This window comes from Acidipropionibacterium jensenii DSM 20535, assembly GCF_000425285.1.
GTDB classification, from domain to species: Bacteria; Actinomycetota; Actinomycetes; order Propionibacteriales; family Propionibacteriaceae; genus Acidipropionibacterium; species Acidipropionibacterium jensenii.
In genome coordinates, this window is the sequence record NZ_AUDD01000028.1 from 1 (window position 1) to 23,666 (window position 23,666).

The 23,666-nt window shown below is 68.4% G+C and carries 17 protein-coding genes and 3 pseudogenes; 12 read left to right on the plus strand and 8 right to left on the minus strand.

The window, feature by feature from the left end:
• The first annotated feature begins 22 nt into the window (after positions 1-22).
• The gene (locus H590_RS17480) at positions 23-1,939 is read left to right on the plus strand and encodes an HNH endonuclease signature motif containing protein (protein WP_028703752.1); all 1,917 of its coding nucleotides are present in this window, start codon (positions 23-25) and stop codon (positions 1,937-1,939) included.
• Between the two features lie 437 nt (positions 1,940-2,376).
• On the opposite strand, the gene rfbA is transcribed toward H590_RS17480, so the two are convergent.
• Positions 2,377-3,249, minus strand: a complete 873-nt coding sequence (rfbA, locus tag H590_RS0112205; protein WP_028703753.1) for a glucose-1-phosphate thymidylyltransferase RfbA — start codon at positions 3,247-3,249, stop codon at positions 2,377-2,379.
• A gap of 56 nt (positions 3,250-3,305) precedes the next feature.
• On the opposite strand from rfbA, the gene rfbB reads away from it, so the two are divergent.
• The 8 genes and pseudogenes from rfbB (at position 3,306) to pknB (ending at position 13,589) form a co-directional block, all read left to right on the plus strand.
• Positions 3,306-4,304, plus strand: coding sequence for a dTDP-glucose 4,6-dehydratase (gene rfbB / locus H590_RS0112210; RefSeq protein WP_028703754.1), 999 nt, complete (start codon positions 3,306-3,308; stop codon positions 4,302-4,304).
• Complete coding sequence (locus H590_RS0112215; protein WP_028703755.1) at positions 4,301-5,806, plus strand: sugar nucleotide-binding protein; 1,506 nt, start codon at positions 4,301-4,303, stop codon at positions 5,804-5,806. The genes rfbB and H590_RS0112215 overlap by 4 nt, the downstream gene beginning before the upstream one ends.
• A 226-nt stretch (positions 5,807-6,032) precedes the next feature.
• Positions 6,033-6,731, plus strand: a complete 699-nt coding sequence (locus H590_RS0112220; protein ID WP_028703756.1) for an FHA domain-containing protein — start codon at positions 6,033-6,035, stop codon at positions 6,729-6,731.
• A gap of 2 nt (positions 6,732-6,733) precedes the next feature.
• On the plus strand, positions 6,734-7,231 hold the full coding sequence (locus H590_RS0112225) for an FHA domain-containing protein FhaB/FipA (RefSeq protein WP_028703757.1): 498 nt from the start codon (positions 6,734-6,736) through the stop codon (positions 7,229-7,231).
• 2 nt (positions 7,232-7,233) lie between these two features.
• Complete coding sequence (locus H590_RS0112230; protein ID WP_028703758.1) at positions 7,234-8,763, plus strand: PP2C family protein-serine/threonine phosphatase; 1,530 nt, start codon at positions 7,234-7,236, stop codon at positions 8,761-8,763.
• A pseudogene (locus tag H590_RS16605) lies at positions 8,760-10,151 on the plus strand (FtsW/RodA/SpoVE family cell cycle protein); the annotation flags it as partial. The gene H590_RS0112230 and the pseudogene H590_RS16605, both read left to right, overlap by 4 nt.
• 128 nt (positions 10,152-10,279) lie before the next feature.
• Positions 10,280-11,710, plus strand: a complete 1,431-nt coding sequence (locus H590_RS0112240) for a peptidoglycan D,D-transpeptidase FtsI family protein (protein WP_028703759.1) — start codon at positions 10,280-10,282, stop codon at positions 11,708-11,710.
• 73 nt (positions 11,711-11,783) lie between these two features.
• On the plus strand, positions 11,784-13,589 hold the full coding sequence (pknB, locus tag H590_RS16610) for a Stk1 family PASTA domain-containing Ser/Thr kinase (RefSeq protein ID WP_071161761.1): 1,806 nt from the start codon (positions 11,784-11,786) through the stop codon (positions 13,587-13,589).
• A 256-nt stretch (positions 13,590-13,845) separates the two neighbouring features.
• Here pknB and H590_RS0112250 read toward each other — a convergent pair whose 3' ends face one another.
• Both H590_RS0112250 and H590_RS0112255 read right to left on the minus strand, forming a co-directional pair.
• On the minus strand, positions 13,846-14,484 hold the full coding sequence (locus tag H590_RS0112250; protein WP_028703760.1) for an anthranilate synthase component II: 639 nt from the start codon (positions 14,482-14,484) through the stop codon (positions 13,846-13,848).
• A gap of 61 nt (positions 14,485-14,545) precedes the next feature.
• Entirely contained in the window at positions 14,546-15,418 is an 873-nt protein-coding gene (locus H590_RS0112255) for a DUF881 domain-containing protein (RefSeq protein ID WP_028703761.1), read from the minus strand.
• A 139-nt stretch (positions 15,419-15,557) separates the two neighbouring features.
• On the opposite strand from H590_RS0112255, the gene H590_RS0112260 reads away from it, so the two are divergent.
• Positions 15,558-15,935, plus strand: a complete 378-nt coding sequence (locus tag H590_RS0112260) for a cell division protein CrgA (RefSeq protein WP_028703762.1) — start codon at positions 15,558-15,560, stop codon at positions 15,933-15,935.
• A gap of 143 nt (positions 15,936-16,078) precedes the next feature.
• Here H590_RS0112260 and lysS read toward each other — a convergent pair whose 3' ends face one another.
• Positions 16,079-17,566 carry a lysine--tRNA ligase gene (lysS, locus tag H590_RS0112265; protein ID WP_028703763.1) on the minus strand — a complete coding sequence of 496 codons (1,488 nt, stop codon included), beginning with the start codon at positions 17,564-17,566 and terminating at the stop codon, positions 16,079-16,081.
• An 825-nt stretch (positions 17,567-18,391) separates the two neighbouring features.
• Between lysS and H590_RS18700 the strand changes: the two genes are divergently transcribed.
• Positions 18,392-18,721 carry a heavy metal-binding domain-containing protein gene (locus H590_RS18700; protein ID WP_028703764.1) on the plus strand — a complete coding sequence of 110 codons (330 nt, stop codon included), beginning with the start codon at positions 18,392-18,394 and terminating at the stop codon, positions 18,719-18,721.
• Between the two features lie 570 nt (positions 18,722-19,291).
• On the opposite strand, the gene H590_RS17485 is transcribed toward H590_RS18700, so the two are convergent.
• From H590_RS17485 to H590_RS16620, 4 genes and pseudogenes are all read right to left on the minus strand, one after another.
• Positions 19,292-20,227: a type IV toxin-antitoxin system AbiEi family antitoxin domain-containing protein gene (locus H590_RS17485; protein WP_084149504.1), complete on the minus strand. Its 936-nt coding sequence runs from the start codon at positions 20,225-20,227 to the stop codon at positions 19,292-19,294.
• A 1,158-nt stretch (positions 20,228-21,385) separates the two neighbouring features.
• Entirely contained in the window at positions 21,386-22,276 is an 891-nt protein-coding gene (locus H590_RS0112280; RefSeq protein WP_036982361.1) for an IS3 family transposase, read from the minus strand.
• Positions 22,267-22,554, minus strand: coding sequence for a transposase (locus H590_RS19460; RefSeq protein WP_028703766.1), 288 nt, complete (start codon positions 22,552-22,554; stop codon positions 22,267-22,269). The genes H590_RS0112280 and H590_RS19460 overlap by 10 nt, the downstream gene beginning before the upstream one ends.
• A gap of 112 nt (positions 22,555-22,666) precedes the next feature.
• A pseudogene (locus H590_RS16620) lies at positions 22,667-23,125 on the minus strand (ISL3 family transposase); the annotation flags it as partial.
• 371 nt (positions 23,126-23,496) lie between these two features.
• Between H590_RS16620 and H590_RS18470 the strand changes: the two are divergent.
• Positions 23,497-23,666, plus strand: a pseudogene (locus H590_RS18470) (IS1380 family transposase); the annotation flags it as partial.

Below are 23,666 nucleotides of genomic sequence, written 5' to 3' on the forward strand. Positions count from 1 at the left end.
CCGGTTTGCGTATCATTGACCCATGGATGACACGTCGGAATTCTGGAGAGGGATCGCGGTGATCGAGGACGCCCTCACGGCGCTGGACCTCACCGGGATCGCCGCCATGACCGACGCCCAGAAGGTCACCGCGATGACGCGGATCCGCACCCTGGAGGGACGGGTCAGTGCCGCGGCGGCGGTGGCGACCGACGCGGTCGCCCGCTCGTGTGCCACCGAGAGGACCACCGGCACCCCGCTGGCCGACTTCCTGGCCACCACCGAGGGACGCACCCCCTCCCAAGGGCTGGGTCAGGTGTTCCGGGCCTCCCGGATCACCGCCGACCCCCGGATCCGCGACGCCGCCCTGGCCGGCCAGGTCGGGCCCGATCATGCGGCTGCGATCGGCGACCAGTTGCGCACCATGCCCCGAGACCAGATGACCCCCGACCAGCGCGACGCCGCAGCCGACCGGTTCCTGCAGATCGCCGGCACCACCACCCCCGGACGCATCGCCCGTGCCACCCCGAAGATCCTGGAGGAGGTCGCACCCCAGGCGGCCCCGCCGCCGCATGATGCGGCGGCGCAGGCAGCGGCCCGGCGTCGTCGGGCCGTGGCGGCACGGCGTCTGGTGTGGAGTCGTGACGGGCAGGGGTCGGTGCACCTGCGCGGGCAACTCCCCGAGATCGAGGCGGCCCGCATCATCCCGGTCCTGGAAGCCTTCATGGAACACGGCCGGGGAGCCGAACGCGACCAGATCGACCGGTTGAAGACCGGGCGCAGTGCTGGGACGATCACGACGGGCCAGTACCTGGCGGCCCGGCGTGACCTTGAGGGGCTGCAGGGCCGTAGTACCGGGCAGCGGGCCGCAGACGCGCTGGTCGAGATGGTCGATGTGCTCGCCGGTCTGGACCAGGTCCCCCAGACCGGTGGGCAGGCGCCCCGGCTGGTCGTCACCCTGGACTACGACAGTCTGCGGGCCGCGGTGGCCGGCGGGACGCTGGCCGGTGGGGTGCCGGTGGATGCCGGATCGTTGCGCCGGTTGTGCTGTGAGGCGCAGATCCTTCCCGCCGTGCTGGGTGGCGGCTCCCAGGTCCTGGACGTGGGACGGGCCCGGCGGCTGGTGACTCCTGGGATTCGCAGGGCCCTGGAGATCCGGGACCGGGGGTGCATCTACCCCGGCTGCACGGTCTCGGCGCAGGCATGCCAGGCCCACCACGTCCGGCCCTGGTGGGACGGCGGTCCGACCGCCCTGACCAACCTGGTCCTGGTGTGCCGGCACCACCACGGCCTGATCGAACCCGACCGCCACCACTCCCGGGACCAGTGGCAGGTCAGCTTCGACCCCCACACCGGAAACCCCCAGATCCACCCACCCACCCGCCTGACACCCCACCTCCGCAGAACCAGTGGTGGGCCGGGTGGGAGGCCGAACAGCACCGCCCCGGACAGTGCCGGACCACCGGACCAGCCTCCCCAGGCCGGGCCGAGTGGAACGCCGAGCAGGACACAGAACAGACCCGACAAGTCGAGGCGGATACCCGATCCACCAGACGTCAGCCCCACTCCGTCCGCAGCCGGACCCGAACCGTTATCGGTCGCACCCCGCCCGCAGGCCGACCAACCCGACCTACTGGCAACCGAGTCCCAGCACCCAGAAGGCAGACCCCGGCCCGAGGCCGGGCCCGACCCGTCCGGACCCAGATCTGACCGGCACGCCGCCAGGTCCGGCCGAGCAGGAGTCAGCCGAGGATCTGAGTTGGCGAGAACGAAAGACAACCGCGACCTGCCCACAGACGGACCCGCCCGGCGCGACAGCAGATCCAATCCGCCATACCTGACCAGACGCCCCTCACCGAACCGGACCAGAACGACACCACCACAGTCGTCACCACCGTCGACAACTTCACTCACCCCGTGGAACCAGAACGCGCCCGCAACCCTCCAACCCGACCCATGACCAGAGAACACGGACGAACGACCCTGACCCATGGCCGGGAGTCGGCGATGAGACCGCCCGGAGCCATGGCCTGGAAGCCGGAGTAGAGCCGTTCCCAACCCATCATCGGGAAGCCGAATGAAGCCGTTCCGGACCCATGGTCAGGAGGCAGCGACAAGACCGCCCGAAGTCATGGTCGAGAAGTAGGAGGAGGGCCCTTCCCGACCCAAGGACGTCCGAGACGAAGGAGTCTCACCTATCCATGGTCTGAGGACGAGAATCGGCCGAGGACATCAAGACCCGGGACAAGAACAAGACCCAGCGACGATCACCGCCGACGATCGCTGCCACGACACCGACGCAACCGCCGCTGAGGACGACCCCCGACGACCTCCGGACGCCGCTCAGTCCCCAGCAGCCACCAACGACGCCAAGTACGCGCCGTAACCGGACGCCGCTCAGTTCCCAGCCGCGACCAGCGACGCCAAATAGGTGCCGTAGCCGGACTTCTCGAACCGGGCGGCCCGCTCGAGCAGCTCCTCGTCCGAGAGGAAACCCCGCCGCCAGGCGGCCTCCTCCGGGCATCCGACCTGGAGACCCTGCCGGGCCTGGATGGTGCGCACGAAGTCGCTGGCGTCGTTCAGCGAGTCGAAGGTGCCGGTGTCCAACCACGCCGTGCCGCGCGGCAGCAGCTGCACGTGCAGCCGTCGCTGCTCCATGTATGCCCGGTTGACGTCGGTGATCTCGTACTCGCCACGCGCCGAGGGCTTGAGGTTCCGGGCGATCTGGACGACGTCGGAGTCGTAAAAGTACAGCCCGGGCACCGCCAAGTGGGACTTCGGCTTGGCTGGCTTCTCCTCGATCGACACCGCGAGCCCGGAGTCATCGACCTCGACGACGCCGTATGCCCGCGGATCGGCGACCTGGTAGCCGAAGACCAGCGCACCATCGAGCCCCTCGACGGTCTCAGCCAGCCGTGTCCCGAGACCCGGGCCGGAGAAGATGTTGTCCCCCAGCACCAGACAGCTCGGCTCATCGCCGACGAACTCGGCACCGATGGTGAAGGCCTGGGCCAGCCCCTTCGGCTCGGCCTGAACGGCGAACTGAATGGAGATCCCGAACTGGGAGCCGTCACCAAGCAGCCGGTGAAAAGCCTCGGCCTCGTGCGGAGTGGTGATCACCAGAACGTCCCGGACACCCGCGAATATCAACGTCGACAGGGGGTAATAGATCATCGGCTTGTCGTAGACCGGAACAAGCTGCTTGCTGGTGCCCAGAGTGATCGGGTGCAGTCGCGAGCCCGTGCCGCCGGCCAGAATGATGCCTCGCATGGGGCCATCATGGCAGAGTCATACAGCCATAGCCGAGATATCCTAAACTGCCCCTCGTGTCCACACTTCTTGTGACCGGCGGAGCCGGATTCATCGGCAGCAATTTCACTCACTGGGTGATCGACCACACCGACGCCAGCGTCACGGTGCTGGACGCCATGACCTACGCCGCCAACGAGTCCTCCCTGACGGGTCTGCCGGCCGACCGCTTCCAGCTGGTCCGCGGCTCGGTCTGCGATGCCGATCTGGTCGACGAACTGGTGGCCCGCGCCGACGCCGTCGTCCACTTCGCCGCGGAGTCCCACAACGACAACTCCCTGGAGAACCCCAAGCCGTTCATCGACACCAACATCGTCGGCACCTTCACGCTGCTGCAGGCCGTGCGACGCCACCACACCCGGCTCCACCACATCTCCACCGACGAGGTCTACGGCGACCTCGCCCTCGACGACCCGGCCAAGTTCACCCCCACCACCCGCTACAACCCGTCGTCGCCCTACTCCTCCTCCAAGGCGGCCTCCGACATGCTGGTGCGGGCCTGGGTGCGGTCCTTCGGGATCGAGGCGACGATCTCGAACTGCTCGAACAACTACGGCCCCCGACAGCACGTCGAGAAGTTCATCCCCCGCCAGATCACCAACGTCATCGACGGCATCCGCCCCAAGCTCTACGGCGCCGGGCTCAATGTCCGCGACTGGATCCACGTCGACGACCACAACGCCGCGGTCTGGACGATCCTGGAGTCCGGGCGCCCCGGCGAGACCTACCTCATCGGCGCCGACGGCGAGATGAACAACAAGGACGTCATCGAGATGATCCTGGAGCTGATGGGTCAACCCGCCGACGCCTATGACCACGTCAACGACCGCCCCGGCCACGACATGCGCTACGCCATCGACTCCACGAAACTGCGCACCGAACTCGGCTGGGAGCCCCGGTTCACGAACTTCCACGACGGGCTGGCCCACACCATCGACTGGTACCGCAACCACGAGTCCTGGTGGCGCCCGATGAAACAGGCCACCGAGGCCAAGTACGCGACGAAGGGCCAGTGACCGTGGACCCTGCGACGCTGTCCATCGAGAAGACCGCGATCCCCGGGCTGCTCGTCGTCCACCTGCCGATGCACCCCGACAACCGGGGATGGTTCAAGGAGAACTGGCAGCGCGCCAAGATGACCGCCCTGGGGCTGCCCGACTTCGCCCCGGTGCAGAACAACATGTCCTTCAACGCCACCGCCGGGGCCACCCGAGGGCTGCACGCCGAGCCCTGGGACAAGCTCGTCTCGGTGGCCTGCGGCAAGATCTTCGGGGCCTGGGTCGACCTGCGCGCCGGAGCCTCCTTCGGCCGGGTCGTCACCGTCGAGATGGGGCCCGAGACCGCCGTCTACGTCCCCCGCGGGGTCGGCAACGGCTACCAGGCCCTGGTCGACGGCACCACCTACACCTACCTGGTCAACGAGCACTGGTCGGCCGCCGCGAAGTCGTCCTACACCTTCGCCAACCTCGCCGACCCGCAGATCGGCATCGACTGGCCGATCCCGCTGGAGAGGGCTGAACTGTCCGAGGCCGACCGGCACCACCCGGCGCTGGCCGACGTCACCCCGTTCCCCTCGTCGCGCACCGTGGTGCTGGGCGCCAACGGCCAGCTCGGCACCTCCCTGCGGAAGCTCCTCGGCGCTGACAACGCCGATGACGCTGCCAGCCGAAAGCGACCCGGTCGGGTCGAGTTCCTCAGCCGCGAGGAGATCGACCTGGCCCGCCCCGAGACCATCGACGCCTACGACTGGGACGGCGTCGACACCCTCATCAATGCCGCCGCCTACACCGCGGTCGACGCCGCAGAAGCAGCCGACAACCGTCCCACCGCATGGGCGGTCAACGTCACCGCGGTGAGGCATCTGGTCGAGATCGCCCGACGCCACCGGATCACCCTGGTGCACATCTCCTCGGACTACGTCTTCGACGGCACCCGCGAGGTCCACACCGAGGAGGAGCCCTTCTCCCCGCTGGGGGTCTACGGCACCACCAAGGCCGCCGCCGACGAGCTCGTCGCCACCTGGGCGCGCCACTACATCCTGCGCACCTCCTGGGTGGTCGGCCACGGACACAACTTCGTGGCGACGATGGCCGGCCTGGCCCGCCGCGGAGTCAGCCCGACGGTGGTCGACGACCAGTTCGGCCGACTCACCTTCTCCGACGACATCGCCGCGGCGATCGGCCACCTGCTGGCGGTCGACGCCCCCTACGGCTCCTACAACATCTCCTCCGACGGCCCGACCCGGTCCTGGTACGACATCGCCCGCCGGATCTTCGAGATCCTCGGGGCGAAGGGCACCGTCTCCCCGGTCTCGACGCAGGAGTACTTCGCCCAGCACAGTGCCTCGCAGGCAAAGGCCTCGCAGGCCAGTGCCGGGACGAGCTCCGCCACACCGATCGCACCACGACCGACCCACTCCACCCTGGATCTGGGCCGGATCCGGTCGACCGGGTTCACCCCGGCGGACGGGGACGCGCAGCTGCGCCGGTATCTCGCCACCGACGTCCCGCCACACTGAGAGCACTCCTCCGCAGGGCGATCGACCGCTGTAGCGTGGACCCCGACGGTGTCCTCATCTCTCAACCCTCGATCACCGGGATCTGCGTCCGCACAGGCCAGCTCGGTAGACTCCCTGCGGTAGCGGTGCGGCAGCACCCGGGAATCGGCCCTGAGAATGGGCGGACAATCACCCCGGAATGGGCAGATCCGGGCAGATCAGCGAGAGTCAGTGGGAGGAGGCACACGTGGGAATCCTCGACAAGTTCGAGAATGCTCTCGAGGGAGCCGTCAACGGCGTCTTCGCGAAGGCCTTCCGCGGTGAGGTCGAGCCGGTGGAGATCGCCGGACGCCTCCAGCGCGAGCTGGACTCCGAGGCCCAGATCCTGACCCGCGACAAGAAGCTCGTCCCCAACGACTTCTCGGTGATGCTGTCCAGCCACGACTACGAGCACCTGGTGCCCTACACCAAGACCCTCAACGCCGAGATCGTCCCCGCCCTGCGCGACCACGCCACCGAGCGCCGCTACGTCTTCAACGGCCCGATCCACATCCGCTACGAGCTCGACGAGTCCCTGCCCACCGGCCGGTTCACCGTCGCCAGCGGATCCCTGTCCGGCGAGGAGTCCGAGCGGACCGCGGTCCGCCGCACCCCGCTGGTGCTGGAGGTCAACGGCGTCCGACACCCGCTGCTGCCGCCCGGCCTGGTGATCGGCCGCGGGTCCGAGGCGGACCTGCGGATCAACGATCCCGGCATCTCCCGGCGTCACGCCCAGATCCACGTGTGGACCAAGGGCGAGGGGGTCGGCGTCTCGATCGAGGACCTCGGATCGACCAACGGCGTCACCGTCGACGGACAACGGGTGACCAACACCGAGCTGCGAGACGGTTCCCGCATCGAGATCGGATCGACCCGCATGCTTGTCCACTCCCCGTCAGGGATGTGATCGTGAGCGAACTTCTGGTAGCCATTCTGCGGATCGCCTATCTGGTCCTGCTGTGGGTGTTCATCCTGTTCATCGGCAGCACCGTGCGCACCGACATCTTCGGACGCCGGGTCGCCACCCGCGGCGGTTCGAGCCCCGCCGCTGCCGCCGGCGGCAGCACCCCCAAGCGGCACCGCAAGCGGTCCCGCAACCAGCCGGCCCCCGGCCAGCTGCACATCCTGTCGGGCAGCCGCGCCGGCCAGATCATCCCGCTCGCCGACCGGATCCTGGTCGGACGCGGCGGCGACTCCAACCTGCCGATCGACGACGACTACGCCTCCACCCACCACGCCGAGTTCGCCCAGGGGGTGGACGGCGCCTGGTTCGTCGAGGACCTGCGCTCCACCAACGGGACCTACGTCAACGGCCAGCGGATCGAGGAGCTCACCCGGTTGACCATCGGCGACGAGGTGAGGATCGGCCGCACCACCATGGCGGTCGAGGCCGCCGGGCGGAGGTGACGATGGCCTTCTCCCTCGACATCAGGTGCCACTCCGAGATCGGTATGGTGCGCAAGAACAACCAGGACTCGGGCTATGTCTCGCCCACCATGCTCGTGGTGGCCGACGGGATGGGCGGCGCGGCCGCCGGCGACCTGGCCTCCACGGTCGCCGTCAAGCAGGTCGCCCGGGCCGACTCCAGGCGTCAGGGCGAGGAGATGCTCACCCTGCTGGCCGGGGCCGTCTCGGCGGCCAATGACGAGCTGGCCGATCTGGTCGCCTGGGACCGCTCCCTGGAGGGGATGGGCACCACCTTCTGCGGGGCGATGTTCGACGGCGCCCAGCTCGGCCTGGTGCACATCGGCGACTCCCGCGGCTACCTGCTGCGCGACGGCGCCCTGTCGCGGATGACCCACGACGACTCGTGGGTGCAGTCCCTGGTCGACGAGGGCCGGATCACCGAGCAGGAGGCTGCGGTCCACCCGCACCGCTCCCTGCTCCTCAAGGTCCTCAACGGCCAGCCCCAGCACACCCCCGACACCAAACTGGTCGACGTCCAGCTCGGCGACCGGGTGCTGTTCTGCTCCGACGGGCTGTGCGGATTCGTCTCCGACCCGGTGATCGAGCGGATCGTCTCCCACCACACCCTCGACGACGCGATGGCGATGCTGGTCACCGAGGCGCACGCCGCGGGGGCCCCCGACAATGTCACCGTGGTGCTGGCCGAGATCGTCCCGCACAGCGACGAGCTGGAGGCGATGGAGCCCAAGATCATCGGGGCCGCCGAGATCACCGCGGTCCCCGACCACGAGGTGACCGCCCCGCTGCCGATCACCGCCGCCGACATGGCCGAGCAGACGGCCCCGCGCCCCGGCACCCCGCGTCCGGGTGCTCCGCGTCACGCCGCCCGCGACGACGGCACCCCGCTGCTCTTCGACTCCGAGGCCGAGGAGTCGGCCCGCTACGCCCCCATCGACCCCGACGCCCGGCACCGGCTGCGTCCCTGGCTGCTCACCATCGCCGCGGTGCTGGTGCTGGCGCTGGCCGGCACCCTCGGCAGCCGGGCCTTCCTCAACCGACAGTTCTACGTCGGCGAGAAGGCCGGCACGGTCGCCATCTACCGCGGCGTCCCAGACTCCCTGCTGTGGCTGAGGCTGTCGAGTGTGGTGGAGAGGACCGACATCAACGTCGGCGACCTGCCGCGGCTCTACCGCAGCAGCGTCATCAGCACCATCGACGTCGACTCCCTGGAGTCGGCCCAGGCCACCGTCGCCGAACTGCGGATCGGGGCGGAGAACTGCCGGGCGGTCCGGGAGCGCGCCAACACCCCGGGTTCGGCCTCGCCGACGCCGGGAGCCACGACGCCGGGCACCTCGACGCCGGGCTTCTCGACGCCGGGAGCCGCGTCGGCGTCCACCCCGGCTGTCTCCCCGTCCGGTTCCGCGTCGGCCTCTGCGACCCCCGGCACCGCCTCCGAGGCGGCGCCGACCGGATCACCCAGCCCGAGCTCCGGCGTCTCGCTGCCGAAGGTCACCGAGGATGACTGCTCATGAGTAGCTCCGAGCAGTCGGCACGGCCCGGCACGATCGTCGTCCACAGCAAGCGCCGGTGGGTGGAGTTCTTCCTGCTCATCGTCGCCTGGGGGGTGGGCTACTCCGGCTATCTCCTCACCGAGATCAACATGAACGGCGCGGTGCCCGCCAACTGGAAGGTCGTCGGAGGGGTGTGGCTCGGCCTCATCATGGTCTGCCACATCGTGGTGAGGATCTTCCTGCCCTACGCCGACCCGATGATCCTGCCGATCGTCTTCACCCTCAACGGGCTGGGACTGGCGATGATCCACCGGATCGATTTGGCCGGCCACCCGAACCCGGACCGGATGACCAATCAGGCCATCTGGACCCTGGGCGGCATCATCCTGTGGGCCGTCATCGTGGTCTGGCTCAAGGACCACCGCAAACTCCAGCGGTTCCCCTACATCCTCTTCCTGGCCGGCCTGGTCCTCATGCTGATGCCCCTGCTGCCGGGAATCGGCCGCGAGATCAACGGCGCGCGGCTGTGGATCGGGGTCGGGCCGTTCAGCTTCCAGCCCGCCGAGCTGGCCAAGGTGCTGCTGGTGATGGCCTTCGCCTCCTACCTGGTCGACAAGCGGGACGTGCTGTCGCTGGCCGGCCACAAGATCGGCCCGCTCACCCTGCCCAGGGCCCGGGACCTGGGTCCGCTGGCGGTGATGTGGGGTGCGGCGATGGCCGTCATCGTGTGGCAGAACGACCTCGGCACCGCCCTGCTGTTCTTCGGCCTGCTGGTCGCGATGCTCTACATCGCCACCGAGCGGGTCGGCTGGGTGGTGGTCGGGACGCTGTCCTTCGCCGTACTGGCGGTGGTGGCCTACAAGATGGTCGGCCACGTGGCGGTGCGGGTGAGCGGCTGGCTGCACCCCTTCGACAACTTCTCCGACAACTTCCAGATCATCATGGCCCAGTACGGGATGGCCTGGGGCGGGTTGTCGGGGCGCGGCTGGGGGCTGGGACGTCCGGGCCTGACGCCGTTGTCCTTCAGCGACTACATCTCGGCCTCCATCGGCGAGGAGCTGGGCGCCACCGGACTGATGGCCGTCATCGTCCTGTACGGACTGCTGGTGGCCCGCGGACTGCGCGCCGCGCTGTCGTGCCGCGACTCCTTCGGCAAGCTGCTGGCAGCCGGGCTGTCCTTCGTCTTCGGCCTGCAGGTCTTCGCGATCATCGGCGGGGTCACCCGGCTGCTGCCGCTGACCGGTCTGACCACCCCGTTCATGAGTCAGGGCGGGTCCTCGGAGGTCGCCAACTGGGCGCTGGTCGCCATCCTCATGCTGGTGAGCCACCAGGCGCGGCGCCCCGCCGATGAGCTGCAGGCCAATCTCGAGGAGGATCCGCCGCCCCTGATGGACACCGAGGCCGGTACCGCCCGCCACGCCGCCGGTGTCGGTGTCGGCCAGGGCACCGAGGCCGCCCCGTACTCGGGTGTCGGCCAGAACGCGGGGGTCGACCAGGACGAGACAGTGCAGAACGGCGTGCCAGGAGGTGCCCGACGATGAACCGACCGATCCGATTCGTCGCGGTCTTCGCGGCCATGATGACCTTCGCCCTGCTGCTCAACGTCACCTACTCGGCGGCCTTCCGCCAGCCGGGACTCAACAACGACCCGAAGAACACCCGGGTCCGCGACGCGGAGTTCTCCCAGAACCGTGGCGACATCCTGGTCGGCGGCACCGCGGTGGCCCGGACCGTCGCCACCGACGGCCAGTACAAGTACCTGCGGACCTATCCGAAGGGCGCCGAGTTCGCGCCGATCACCGGCTACTACTCGTACTACTTCGGCCGCACCGCCCTGGAGTACTCCCAGAACGCCCAGCTCACCGGCACCTCCGACTCGCAGTTCCTTCAGCGGGTCACCGGCACCCTGTCGGGGCGCAAGCCCCAGGGCGGATCGGTGATCACCACCATCAACGGGCGCGCCCAGAACGCCGCCTGGAACGGGTTGGCCGGCAAGAAGGGCGGTGTGGTCGCGATCGACTACACCACCGGCGCGATCCTGGCGATGGCGACGTCTCCCTCCTACGACCCGAACCTGCTGGCCAGCCACGATCTGCCGGCCACCCAGAAGGCCTGGAAATCCCTCAACGCGAACTCCAGCCTGCCGATGGCCAACCGGGCCTCCAAGGAGATCTACCCGCCCGGTTCCACCTTCAAGCTGGTGACCGCCTCGGCCGCCCTGGAGTCGGGCCGCTACACCCCCGAGGGCCAGGTCGACACGCCGAGCTCGATCGTGCTGCCGCAGACCACCAACCGGCTCGGCAACGAGGTCGACTGCGGCAACGGCACGGTGAGCCTCACCGAGGCCCTCGACAACTCCTGCAACACCGCCTTCGCCAAGATCGGGATGTCGCTGGGCCAGAACGCCCTGCGGGAGCAGGCCAAGAAGTACGGCTTCGACTCCAGCATCGACTCCGATGTGCCGGTCGTCCCCTCGCTGTTCCCCGGCGACATGAACGAGGCCCAGGTGGCCCTCAGCTCGATCGGCCAGTACGACGTCGCCGCCTCGCCGCTGCAGATGGCGATGGTCGCCTCGGGAATCGCCAACGACGGCAAGCTGATGACCCCCTATCTCACCCAGTCGGTGCGCGCCTCCAACCTGCAGACGGTGTGGCGCCACCACAACACGACGCTGTCCCACCCGACCAGCAGGAGCACCGCAGAGTCCCTGCAGAAGATGATGGTCTCGGTGGTCGAGAACGGCACCGGCGGTGCGGCGAAGATCGACGGACTGACGATCGGCGGCAAGACCGGTACGGCCCAGACCACCAAGGACGCCTCCCCCTACGCCTGGTTCGTCGGATTCTCCGAGAATCCGCATGTGGCGGTGGCGGTGTTCATCGAGTCCTCCGACACCGAGCGCAGTGAGATCGCCGGCGGTACCCTTGCCGGCCCGATCGCCCGCTCCGTGATCCAGGCGGTCCGATGAGTATCCCCATCTCCCGAACCCGCTCCCATCATTCAGACCCGTGCACTACCTCTGCTGACGAAGGAGGCCCCCGATGACCGCAGCCGGTACCTGGCTCGGAGGGCATTATGAACTGCTGAGCGTCATTGGACGCGGTGGGATGGCTGAGGTGTGGAAGGCCCGCGACCACCGCCTCGGTCGAGACGTCGCCATCAAGCGACTGCGCGCCGACCTGGCCTCCGACGACACCTTCCAGGCCCGCTTCCAGCGCGAGGCGCAGTCCGCGGCCGGGCTCAACCACCCCAACATCGTCTCGGTCTACGACACCGGTGAGGCCGTCGACGACGCCACCGGACTGTCGGTGCCCTACATCGTGATGGAGCTCGTGGAGGGCCACACCCTGCGCGACGTGCTGCGCGACGACCGCAAGATCCTGCCGGCCCGGGCCCTCGAGTTCACCGAGGGGGTGCTCGACGCGCTGAGCTACTCCCATGCCGCCGGCATCGTGCACCGCGACATCAAGCCGGCCAATGTGATGCTCACCGAGTCCGGCCAGGTGAAGGTGATGGACTTCGGCATCGCCCGGGCGGTCGCCGACACCTCGGCCACCATGACCCAGACCGCCGCGGTGATCGGCACCGCCCAGTACCTGTCCCCCGAGCAGGCCCGCGGCGAGAAGGTCGACAACCGGGCCGACATCTACGCCACCGGCTGCCTGCTCTACGAGCTGCTGGTGGGGCGTCCGCCCTTCATCGGCGACTCCCCCGTCTCGGTGGCCTACCAGCACGTCCGCGAGATCCCGGCCCCGCCGTCCTCGCTGGATCCCGAGATCACCCCGGAGATGGACGCCGTCACCCTCAAGGCGCTGGCGAAGGCCCCGGCCGACCGCTACCAGACGGCCACCCAGATGCACCAGGACATCGAGAGGGTCCTCAAGGGGGTTCCGCCGCTGGCACCGATGGTCACCAGGCCGGCCAACGATCCGGAGTCGGCCGCCGCCACCCAGGTGATCTCCCCGGCAGCGGCCGCCGACAATGTGGCCACCGCGGTGCGGCCCGTCGAGCCCAACCCGACCGGCGTCGACGCCTACCCGGTGTACCAGCCCGGTACCGGCACCCAGGCCGTCACCCGCGAGACCCAGACCCCCGTCAGCCCGGCCACCGCCTCGCGCGGCGAGGAGCCTGACACCCGGAGGAAGAAGCGCTGGCCGATCGTCCTGCTGGTGGTCCTGGCGGCCGCCGTGCTGGGGGTCGGAGGGTACTTCGGCTATCAGCTGTTCGGCGGTCCCAGCCCGAGCAACTCGCCGTCCGTCGCGATGGTGAAGGTGCCCGCGGTGACCGGGATGAGCGAGCAGGGCGCCCGGTCTGTGCTCAGCAACGCCGGCCTTCGGACGAAGATCACCCATGTCCGTCAGGGGGCCGACACCGCCGGCCAGGTGGTCTCCCAGAACCCCGCCGGTGGCCGGTCGGTGGCCGCCAACAGCGAGGTGACGATCACCATCAATGACGGGCCGAAGAAGATCACCGTGCCCTCCGACCTCATCGGAATGACCGAGGCCCAGGCCAAGTCGGCGCTGGTGAGCGCCGGGTTCGCCAAGACCGACATCAACGTCACCTACCAGCAGACCTCGGAGGCCGACGAGGGCACCGTGATCTCGTCCTCCCCGAACCCCGGGCAGCAGGCCTCCGACGGTGACTCCATCACCATCGTGGTGGCCCAGGAGGCGCCGACGGCAACCACCACGGTCACCAACAACCCCCAGACCTCGGAGCCGACTCGCCAGGACACTGGCGGTGGCCAGGACACTGGCAGTGGCCAGCCCTCCCCGAGTGGCACCTCCACCGGGGATGACTCGGTTCCCGCCAGCCAGCCCACAGGGGGCCAGTCCGGGTCTTCTTGAAGAGAGTCTCCGGCCGCGCCGCGCTCGTCCTCCCAGCAGGCAAACGGGCAGGGCGGGGGCCAGCAGGCCCCGGCCGGCCACCAGTGAGGTGAGGACCCTCAGCGGGTTGTCGGGAGTCTCATGAGTCGCGTGTCATGAGCGGGGCCCGGGACCTGCCCGTGGCCTGCTCCCGGTAGCCGCGAAGCACCCCGGTGACGACGCCTCAGCGGGCCGTCACCGGGGTGCTCTGTCTCAGGAGTCGCGTGAGAACCCCGCCTCAGCGGGCGGTCATGAGCGGCGAGAGTCCGGCCGCCCGGGCCGGGGCGTCGGCGTCGCCGCAGACCGCCAGCCAGTGGCCGAACATCTGGTAGCCGTGCTCGCTGAGCACCGACTCCGGGTGGAACTGGACCGCCTCGACCGGCAGCTCGCGGTGCCGCAGCCCCATGATGAGGCCGGACTCGCTCCAGGCCGTCGTCTCCAGGCACTCGGGCAGGGTGTCGACGTCGGCCGCCAGGGAGTGGTAGCGGGTCACCGTCAGCGGCGAGGGCAGTCCGGTGAACACCCCGGTGCCGTTGTGGAGAACCTTCGACACCTTGCCGTGGAGCTGTTCGGGGGCGCGGTCAACCCGTCCTCCCCAGGCCACCGCCATCGCCTGCATGCCGAGGCAGACCCCGAAGATCGGGAGGGTGTCCGACAGGTTGCGCAGCACGTCGATGCAGACGCCGGCGTCGCGGGGATGTCCGGGTCCAGGCGAGAGCAGGATCCCGTCGTAGCGGGTGTGCCAGCCGGGGGTGGAGAAGGTGGGATCGTCATTGCGCAGGACGTCGACCTCGGCGCCGATCTGGCCGAGGTAGGAGACGATGTTCCACACGAATGAGTCGTAGTTGTCGATGACAAGGATCCGACAGGCTGACATGGGCCCCAGTCTAGGAGTGACGCCGGTGGCCGTGCCCGATCTGGGACGGCTGTCGGGGGCGCTACTTGATCGGGCTGGCGTGGGTGATGGCGAGGGTGCCCTTGTAGGCGGGCATGGTGACCTGGCCGGCGTCGGCCACCGCCCATCCCAGCCGGTAGGCGGTGACGTACTCCTTGTAGACCTTGACCGCCTCGCTGGAGTCCAGGGCGCTCTGGAGCGCGGGGACGTCTCCCATCGCCTCGATCCGGTAGGGCGGCGCGTAGGGGACCCCGTGCAGGACGACGGTGTTGCCCACGCACTTGATGCCGGTGGCCGAGGTCACCCGCTGGCCCTGGATGGTCATCGCCTCGGCGCCGCCGGCCCACAGCACATTGACCACCATCTGGATGTCCTGCTGATGGACCACCAGGAGGTTCTGGTCGACCCCGTCAGGTTTGACGTCCAGGGGGGCGTCGTCGAGGGTGACCCGGATGGCGGGGCCTGAGACCGCCGTCAGCCCGGCCCCCGGTGAGAGGGCGTCGATGGACCGGGCGACCTTGGGATCCCCGTCGCGGACCTTGGAGAGCCGGTCGACCTTGGCGCGCATCTCGGCGGCCTGCCGGGCCTGGTCGGCATTGTGGCTGGCCTGGTCGCGGACCAGTCCGGCGAGGTCCTCGGACTCCGACTCGGGGCGCAGGTCCCGGCCCTGGGAGGCCAGCGCGGCCCAGCTGATCATGAATCCGCACAGCACCAGGACTCCGGCGGTCAGAAGATGGCCCCGAAGGCTGCCGCGATGAAGCCCTCCGAGTCGACTGAGACGACGTCGGGGACCCCCGGAGTGGGTGTGCTGCGAGCCGGACCCGGGGCTCGCGGAGTTCTCGGACGACCTGGGACTCTCGGACGACTCGGTGCTGTCTGGCTGGGCGCTGTCCGGTTCTGGCTCGTCGTCGGCCATCTCGCCCTCCCCCACGTCGTCGGCCCGGGGAGGCTGATATGAACCTGCCCACAGCGTCCTCTAGGCTACCCGGGTAATCTCGGACGGGAGTCCAGCCAGTCGCAGGCGCCCCGTCACGCCATCTTCAGGAGTTGTCATCGTGCCCGAGTCCAAGGTTCGCAAGCCCGCCAAGAGCAAGGCGTCGACCAAGAACCCCAAGAAGGCTCCAGCCGTGAAGAAGGCCGCTGAGGAGAAGGCCGCCAAGGAGGCCAGGGAGGCCGAGGCCAAGACTCCGGAGTCGACCGAGGCCGCGCGCAAGGCCGAGGCGAAGGCCGAGCGCCACCGTCGTCTGGCGGTCGACCGGACCTGGGTGCCGTGGGTCTTCATCCCGCTGCTGGTGATCGGCGTGCTGTGGCTCGTGGTCTACTACATCGCCGGGTTCCAGATCCCCTTCATGGCGGCGCTGGGCGACTGGAACATCCTCATCGGAATGGGATGCATGGCGGCATCCTTCGCCGTCGCCACTCTCTGGAAGTAGCCGACAGAGCCGAGCGCGCCCGACCCGAGGGGACGGGCGCGACCGAGGCCCCGGACCACACCCGGGGCAGTCCCCGGGCGGTGGATCGGTGGTCCCGCGACTCGTCGATGAGGACGAGCGGCGGGGCACCGCTGAGCCGTGGGTCAGTGCTGCTCGGGCTTGAGCAGCGGGAACAGGATCGTCTCGCGGATCCCGGCGTTGGTGAACAGCATCACCAGCCGGTCTACCCCCAGGCCGAGTCCGCCCATCGGCGGGCAGCCGAACTCCAGGGCCTCGAGGAAGTCCTCGTCCAGCTGCATCGCCTCCGGGTCCCCGGCCGCCGCGGCCAGTGACTGCTCGGTGAGCACCTTGCGCTGGATGACCGGGTCGACCAGCTCGGAGAACCCGGTGCCCCGCTCCATGCCGCCGATAATGAGGTCCCAGGCCTCCACCATCCGCGGGTCGTCGCGGTGCGGCCGAGCCAGCGGCTGGGCGATCGCCGGGTAGTCGCAGACGAAGGTCGGCTGCAGCAGGGTGGGCTCGACCAGCGCCCCGAACAGCTCCATCACGATCTTGCCGGCCTCGAAGCCTGGGTCGACGGCGACGTCGTGGGCCGCCGCGATCTCGCGCAGCCGCTCGACCGGGGTGTCGAGGGTGACCTCCTCGCCGAGGGCCTGACTCAGCCCCGGGTAGACCTTCACCCACGTCCACTCGCCGTCCAGGTCGATGACCCCGTCCGCCGTCTCGATCTGGTGGATGCCCACCGCGTCGGCCGCGGTGAGGATGATCTTCTTGATCACCTCGGCGATTGTGAACTGGTTGCCCCAGCTCATGTAGGCCTCGAGCATCGAGAACTCCGCGGAGTGGGAGGAGTCGATGCCCTCGTTGCGGAACACCCGGCCCATCTCGTAGACCCGGTCGATCCCACCGACCATCGCCCTCTTGAGGTAGAGCTCCAGGGCGATCCGCAGGCTCATGTCGATGTCGAAGGCATTGAGGTGGGTGTTGAAGGGCCGTGCCGCGGCCCCGCCGTGCACCAGCTGGAGAGTCGGCGTCTCGACCTCGAGGAAGCCGTCGTCGTGGAGAGATGTGCGGATCGCGGTGGTGATGGCGGCGCGGGTGCGCACCATCGAGCGGGACTCCTGGCGGACCACCAGGTCGGCGTAACGGCGTCGGACCCGCGACTCCTCGGACAGCTCGGTGTGCAGGTTCGGCAGCGGTCGCAGCGCCTTGGCGGCCATCCGCCACTGGGAGGCCATCACGCTGAGCTCGCCGCGGCGGGAGCGGACCACCCGGCCCTGCACCCAGACGAAGTCGCCGAGGTCGACGTCGGCCTTCCACGCCTTGAGGCCGTCCTCGCCGATCTCGGCCTTCGACAGCATCATCTGGAGGCGCTCGCCGTTGGAGGTCTCGGTGAAGCCGTCCTGGATGGTCGCGAAGCACAGCCGCCCGGTGTTGCGGACGAAGACGACCCGGCCGCCGACGGTGACGACCTCGTCGGTCTCCTCGCCGGGCTCCAGGGTGAGTTCGCCGTCGGGGCCGGTGTAGGCGGCCTTGATCTGGGGGACGGTGTGGTCGCGGGTGAGGTCGACCGGGTACGCCTGGCCGCCCTCGGCGAGGATCCGGGAGCGCTTGTCGAGTCGGACCTGCATCTGCTCGGAGACGTCGGGGGTCTGGTCGCCCGGGGCCTGCGGCTTGGCGGGGGAGGCGGCGGGATCCTGGCTGGGAGCCGACTGGGGGTCTACGTTTCGATGCTGACTCACCGGCACAGTGTATCGAGGCGGTCCGGGGAGGCTGTTCGGGCTGTGGCGGGCCGGGGTGGGCTGTGTGGGCCGGGGCGGCCGGGTGGGCCCGGGGGCGGACGGGCCCTTGAGCTTGTGCGCGGACCTGCGGGCTGGCGGGCCCACGCCCTTGAGGAACCCGGCCCGGTGGGCTGATCGGGCCGGTGCCTGATGACACCGGCGGGGTGACCAATGAGTGGAGCCCCGCGGTGGATGTGAGGCGATGCACCCAACGGCGTCGACGGCGGCTCGTCGGCGCACTAGCATTTGGCCATGAACTCGTCCCGGCCCCCCGCCCAGCCACCCGGCTGGCAGCAGCCGTCGACGGGTGCGCGCCCTGGTCCCCGACCGGGTCCTGTTCCGCGGCCGACGCCGCCGACCCAGCGGCCCGATCAGAGCCGCCGAACACCTGGGGTCGGAGCATCCGGTGTCGGGGCATCCGGCGTCGGAGCATCGGGACCTGGGAATCCGGGCAACCCCCGGGCGAGCGCATACCCCCCGCCACAGGCCAGTGCCTATCCCCCACCTCAGCCGAGTGCATACCCTCCGCCCGGCGGCCAACCGGTCACTCGAACCCGACCGACGTCCGGCCAGTACCGGGTCCAGCCCGGCCCGCCCTACCCGCAGACATCGGGAGGGGCGACTCAGCAACGGCCGCGGCCCACCACGCAGGCACCTGCGGTTCCGGTGCCCCCGATGCCCCTGCCGGAACCCGTGCCGATCACCGCGGGATTCCCCCGCCACGACATTCCGGTCCTCACCCTGGACTCCTTCCCCGGGCGGCAGATCAGCGGCGTGCTCGGTGCGGTGGAGGGCTGCGTCACACGGTCCCGCGAGCTCTCCCCACGGGCGGACCTGTCCGACATCCTCGCCGTCACCCGCCAGGACGCCGTCGACGCGATGGTCGCGCTGGCCCTGAGGGTCGGGGCAGACGCAGTGCTGGGGCTGAGGTTCGACACCTCGGCGATCAGCGACGGCGCCTCCGAGGTGTGCGCCTACGGGACCGCTGTCACCCTCGCGCCCTGATCGGCTTGATGAGCTCTTGATCTCTTGATGATCCCCTGATCGCTGGCTGCTGATCCGTTTCACCGGCTGTTGTGACGACCCGTCCCGGCCGTCACAACAGCTCCCGCTCAGCACCGTCGACCGGAGCCGGCCCTCGCCCATCGGTCTCTCGCCCATCCGTCCCTCTCGGGAGATGCGGTGTGTCTACCCTCCAGGAAGTCCGGTCGAGTTCGGCACACTACACACACCCAAACTCGACCAAAGCTAGCCAGCTGGATGCGGCCGACCCCCGACGCACATCGTGGACGATCACCTCGTCACACCGAGAGGAAGCAACCGGTCTGGTCGATTTCGGGGCTGACTTCGAGGGGGTCTGGTCGAGTTCGGCACACTACACACACCTCAACTCGACCGAACCCGGACAGAGCTGGACGCGGCTGACACCCCGCCGCGCGTCGTGGACGATCACCTCGTCACACCGAGAGGAAACAACGGGTCTGGTCGAGTTCGACACAGTAGACGCACCCAAACTCGACCGAACCCGTCGAGAGACTCGCCCATGTCCCCCTCACAGCCGGTCCCCACTGCCCTTTACGTGTCGTGCCCCGGGCACTCGGGACAGAATCTGAGCTCGCCCGACCAGCCCCGCGTCCTGAGGACCTGGGCCACCCTCGCCGCCACCTCGCAGGACCGACTCACCACATCCGCCCAGCCGAACCGCAGCGTGACGAGCCCCAGCGCCAGGTGAGAGGAGTCCCGCCAGGCGTCCCGGGTCTCGCCCCGGGCCCGATGGCCTTGGCGTCCGTCCAGTTCAGTGATGGTCCCGAACTCCTCGTAGACGACGTCGGAGCAGGTGCCCTCCGACACCGACTTCTGCCGAATGCCCGCCGGGAGCCCGTGGCAGCGCTCGACGTCGCGGCGATAGCGCACTTCGAGCGGGCTGTGGGATCCACCGGCCACCGCCTCGAGGCACTCGGCGATGAGCTTGCGGTTTCTGAGGCACGGCGAGTCGCCCAGCAGATCAGCCAACCGGGCGGCCGTTGTTCTGCGTTCGGTGATGGCCAGCGCCAGCCATGCGCTGATCCCGTCCGGATCCGAGTCCGCGCACAGGTCGAGGATCGTCTCCTCGACGCCCAGGTGCGGCGGCGACCCCCGTGGACGTCGGGTGCCACGGTGGAAGACCCAGGGGTTCGGTCCCAGACGCCGTCGATAGGACTGGTCCCCGGGCGCCCAGATGTCGATCTTCTCGGGACGAGGTACCAGCCCCGCGATGTGGGCCGCGGCGAGACCGCCGACAGCGGACCCGGGGCCGCCGATGAGAACACCGGCCCACAGCATCTGCTCCCAGTCGACACCATCGATGGCGTAGACGCCACGAGCGAGTCGATCCCAGCGTCCCGCCCTGATGAGGCTCTTGACCGCCTCTCCGGTGAGGCCGGCGCTCAGGGCCTGCTGGCGGGTGACGACTCCGGCCTGGAAGGCAGCCGCCGTGGACAACGACGCGGGCACGCTCGTGCGCGGGATCATGTGGCACCTCCGGAGGAGACGCCGCCCTGAGTCCGGGCGCTGCGCCTCGCTGTCCGCATCTCGCCAGGATGCTTCGGCACGGGTCTTCGCGAGGTGCCGGCCCCGCACTTCAACGCGCCGTCACTCTGGTCTGCGCTGGACCCCTCGCGGGTCCTGTTTCGTGGTCTCATGCCACGTCATCCTCGGGTGTGACGTCGGCGATCGGAAGGGCTCGCACGAGACGGACAACACATGCACCCAGATTGACAACACCTGACACCATTCGGACAACACCTGAGGTGGCCCGGCAGGAGAGCTCCCTGGTGCACGACCCCGGTCGAGCGCGCCCCGGAGCGTCTCGAGTCTCCAAGGATCTGGAGGTCCGGTCGAGTTCGGGACAGTAGACGCACCCCAACTCGACCACACCCGGCCGAGAGCTGAACCGGGGACAACCGACAACTGAACAGAATCGGCGCTCGACGGGGCCACCCACCACCTACTCCCCCGCGGGACTCCAGACCTCACGCGACATCCCACGCCGGTTCCATCGACACGGATGGCCCGCCATCGACGAGCCACTCAAAGCCTCCGAGCTGGAGCCACAGGTCCTGGTCCACCTGACTACCGGTCTGGCCAGCCAAAGCACTGGGACAAGGCCCTCGGACGACACCAGATTCAGGTCGTCGAACGCAGGTTGGATCGTCTAAGAAGGCTTCGCTTGCGCGGCTCACCCCTGGTCGGGCTGACCATGACGTCGAAATCACCATCACCCCTGACCAGGAGGGTATACGTGTTTCACGCTACGTTCACAACGCCACCATTGAGAGTGGATCATGGCTGTGACAACCCCGCGGCGGAATCGTACTGGTCGACGTTCACGAACGAGCACTGTCACCGGCTCATGTTAGCGACCATTGATGCCGCCCGACGCGACGCTTCCTCCTGGATCGACGGCCGGTACAACGCACGCAGACGCTACTCCGAGACCCACCACGTCAGCCCGCTGGTGCGAGCGCGTCGAAGTCTTCCAGATGGACCGGGTAGGAGCTGCCATCGTCGCGAGTCCTCGACCCGTATCGGGCTCATCGCAATCCGGGGTGTAGTCGGGGTCTGAAGCCGCCGGCCTCGAGTAGGGATTGGACTGCTCGGTGTTTTTCGGACACGTCCAAAACTCGGGTTTCAAGCTGCTTGGCGTGCTTCCCTGTATCTCATCTCCATCTCATTCGGGGTCCGGTACCCCAACGACGAGTAAAGACGTTTCTGATTGTACCTGAGTTCGATCCATGACACCACATCCCCGATGGCCTCGCCCCTGGTCCGATACACCATCCGATGCACCCGCTCATTCTTCAGTGTCGCATTGAACGACTCCGCCCACGCATTGTCCCAACACACACCCGTACGACCGACCGATGCTCTGATACCGTGGCACCGCAGAAGATCCGAGAATTGACTCGACATGTACTGCGACCCCCTGTCCGAATGAAATATCGTCACACCCCGCGCCGGTGGAAAATTCCGCACGGCCATGCCCAACGCCTCACAGATCAACTCGGTTCTCATATGGCCGGTGATCGCATGACCCACGACCTTCTTCGTGCAACAGTCCAGCACCGTCGCCAGATAGCAGAATCCCTCCAGAGTACGGATATAGGTGATGTCACCCACCCATCTGCGACCCGGCGCCTGCGCGGTGAAGTCCCGGCCCACCAGGTCTGGACGGTCCGCCAGGTCATCAGCAGGGATCGTGGTGCGGACCCTCGTGTGCGGCTGGGCCGCCACCAGGTGGTGGTCCCGCATGATCGCCCGGACCGTGGTCGGGTGGGCCACCTCACCGGCCCGGGCCAGTGCAGCGGTGATCCGCCGGTAGCCGTAGGTGGCGTCCGAGTCGTCGAAGTAGAAACGAATCCGGGAGGCCAGGTCGCGACGCCGGCGAGCGGTCGCAGAAATGGGTCTGCTCCTCCAACTGTAATATCCCGACACCGACACCTCGAGGCATCGACACATGAGCCGGACAGGAAAGCTGCCTTCTTGCGAGCGGATGTGCGCGTAGCGGACAGCTACTGCGATTCCCTCGCGAAGAAGGCGGCCACTTTTTTTAGGAACTCGATCTCCATCCGGGCCTCGCGGAGTTCCTTCCTTGTCCTGGCGAGTTCCTTGGACTCGGCCTCGGTCGAGTTCACGGCGTCGGGGTCCGGATGCTCTTTCCGGTAGTTCCTGACCCAGACCCCCACGGTCTGGGCAACCAGTCCATATGATTCCGCGACTCCTGCGATGGTCCGGTTCTTCTCCACAACCTCAAGAACGACTTGGTCCTTGAACTCCGGACTATACTTTGATGCCGACATGATGTAATCCTACCTGATTCTCTAGAAATCTCATTTTCGCAAAGAGTCCGAGAAACACGACTCAGTCCAGAAGAGCCTGTTTGGGCGTGTCCGAGAAACGGCAAGCAGTCCAGTCGATCAGGACCCGCTTGCCCTCGGCGAGAACCGCGTCGTTGGCGGTGTTCCAGCTGACGTCCAGGCCTTCGGCGACCCGGGCCACCGTCAGGTGCTGCACCACGATGGCCTCCAGCGCCCACCGCAGGCCACACCGCGACAGCTTCGCCCGTGGCCAGGCCGCCTTCGTGATGTCCTGGCGCCATACATGACCACACCCCGTACACCGGTAGCGGCGGACCCTCACCTCCAGGATCGTGGGTCGCCACCCCAGCGGTTCGTGCGCCAGCCGACGCACCACCGTACCGACCGCCTTCCCCCGACAACCGCAGCGCCGGCACCAGTCATCGGGCTCAACGACACGACACGCCAGCACGGCACTGCCCGAGTCGAGGCGCTGCCCCACCACCTCCAGACCAAGCTCGTCGATGCGGCAGAACGTGGTCAGGTCAGGGCAGACGAAGGTAGCGTTGCGCACGTCGAGGTCTTCAGATGAGCGGTGTAGGAACCTTCATCCTCGGAGGACCTCGACCCTCACCCAGGCACCGACGCGCCGTCCGCGGTCACACCAGCGCTACACCCTCGATTGTGAAGAGCCCGTATCGCCGCACCGAACCGACCTGCGCCTTCAAATGGGCCGAGACTCGATCCCGAAGAGCCACAGGAAGTGCTAGCTTAACCTCGGCGTTTCATCGGTGAGTGCCGGAGGTGTGGTCGCCGGGTAGGCGAAAGTGCTCCTGACTTGGCAGGATAGGGCTTGTATAGAGTCCGAATCCGTCAAGGTCGAGGAGCACTCCCAAGGGGAAGGCTACCGGGTCGTATCCGCGTGTTCATGTCGATGCCGCGCCCGTGGCCGCAGCGGGTCAGGCCGGTGGGGTGCTGCTGGTCGAGACGATCCGCGCCTCCGGGTTGGACCGGGAACTGAGCAGGGCCCTGGCCCGGTGGGCCACACCGTTGACCGTCCATGACCCGGGCAAGATCCTGTGCGATCTGGCCCTGTCCCTGGCTGTGGGCGGTGA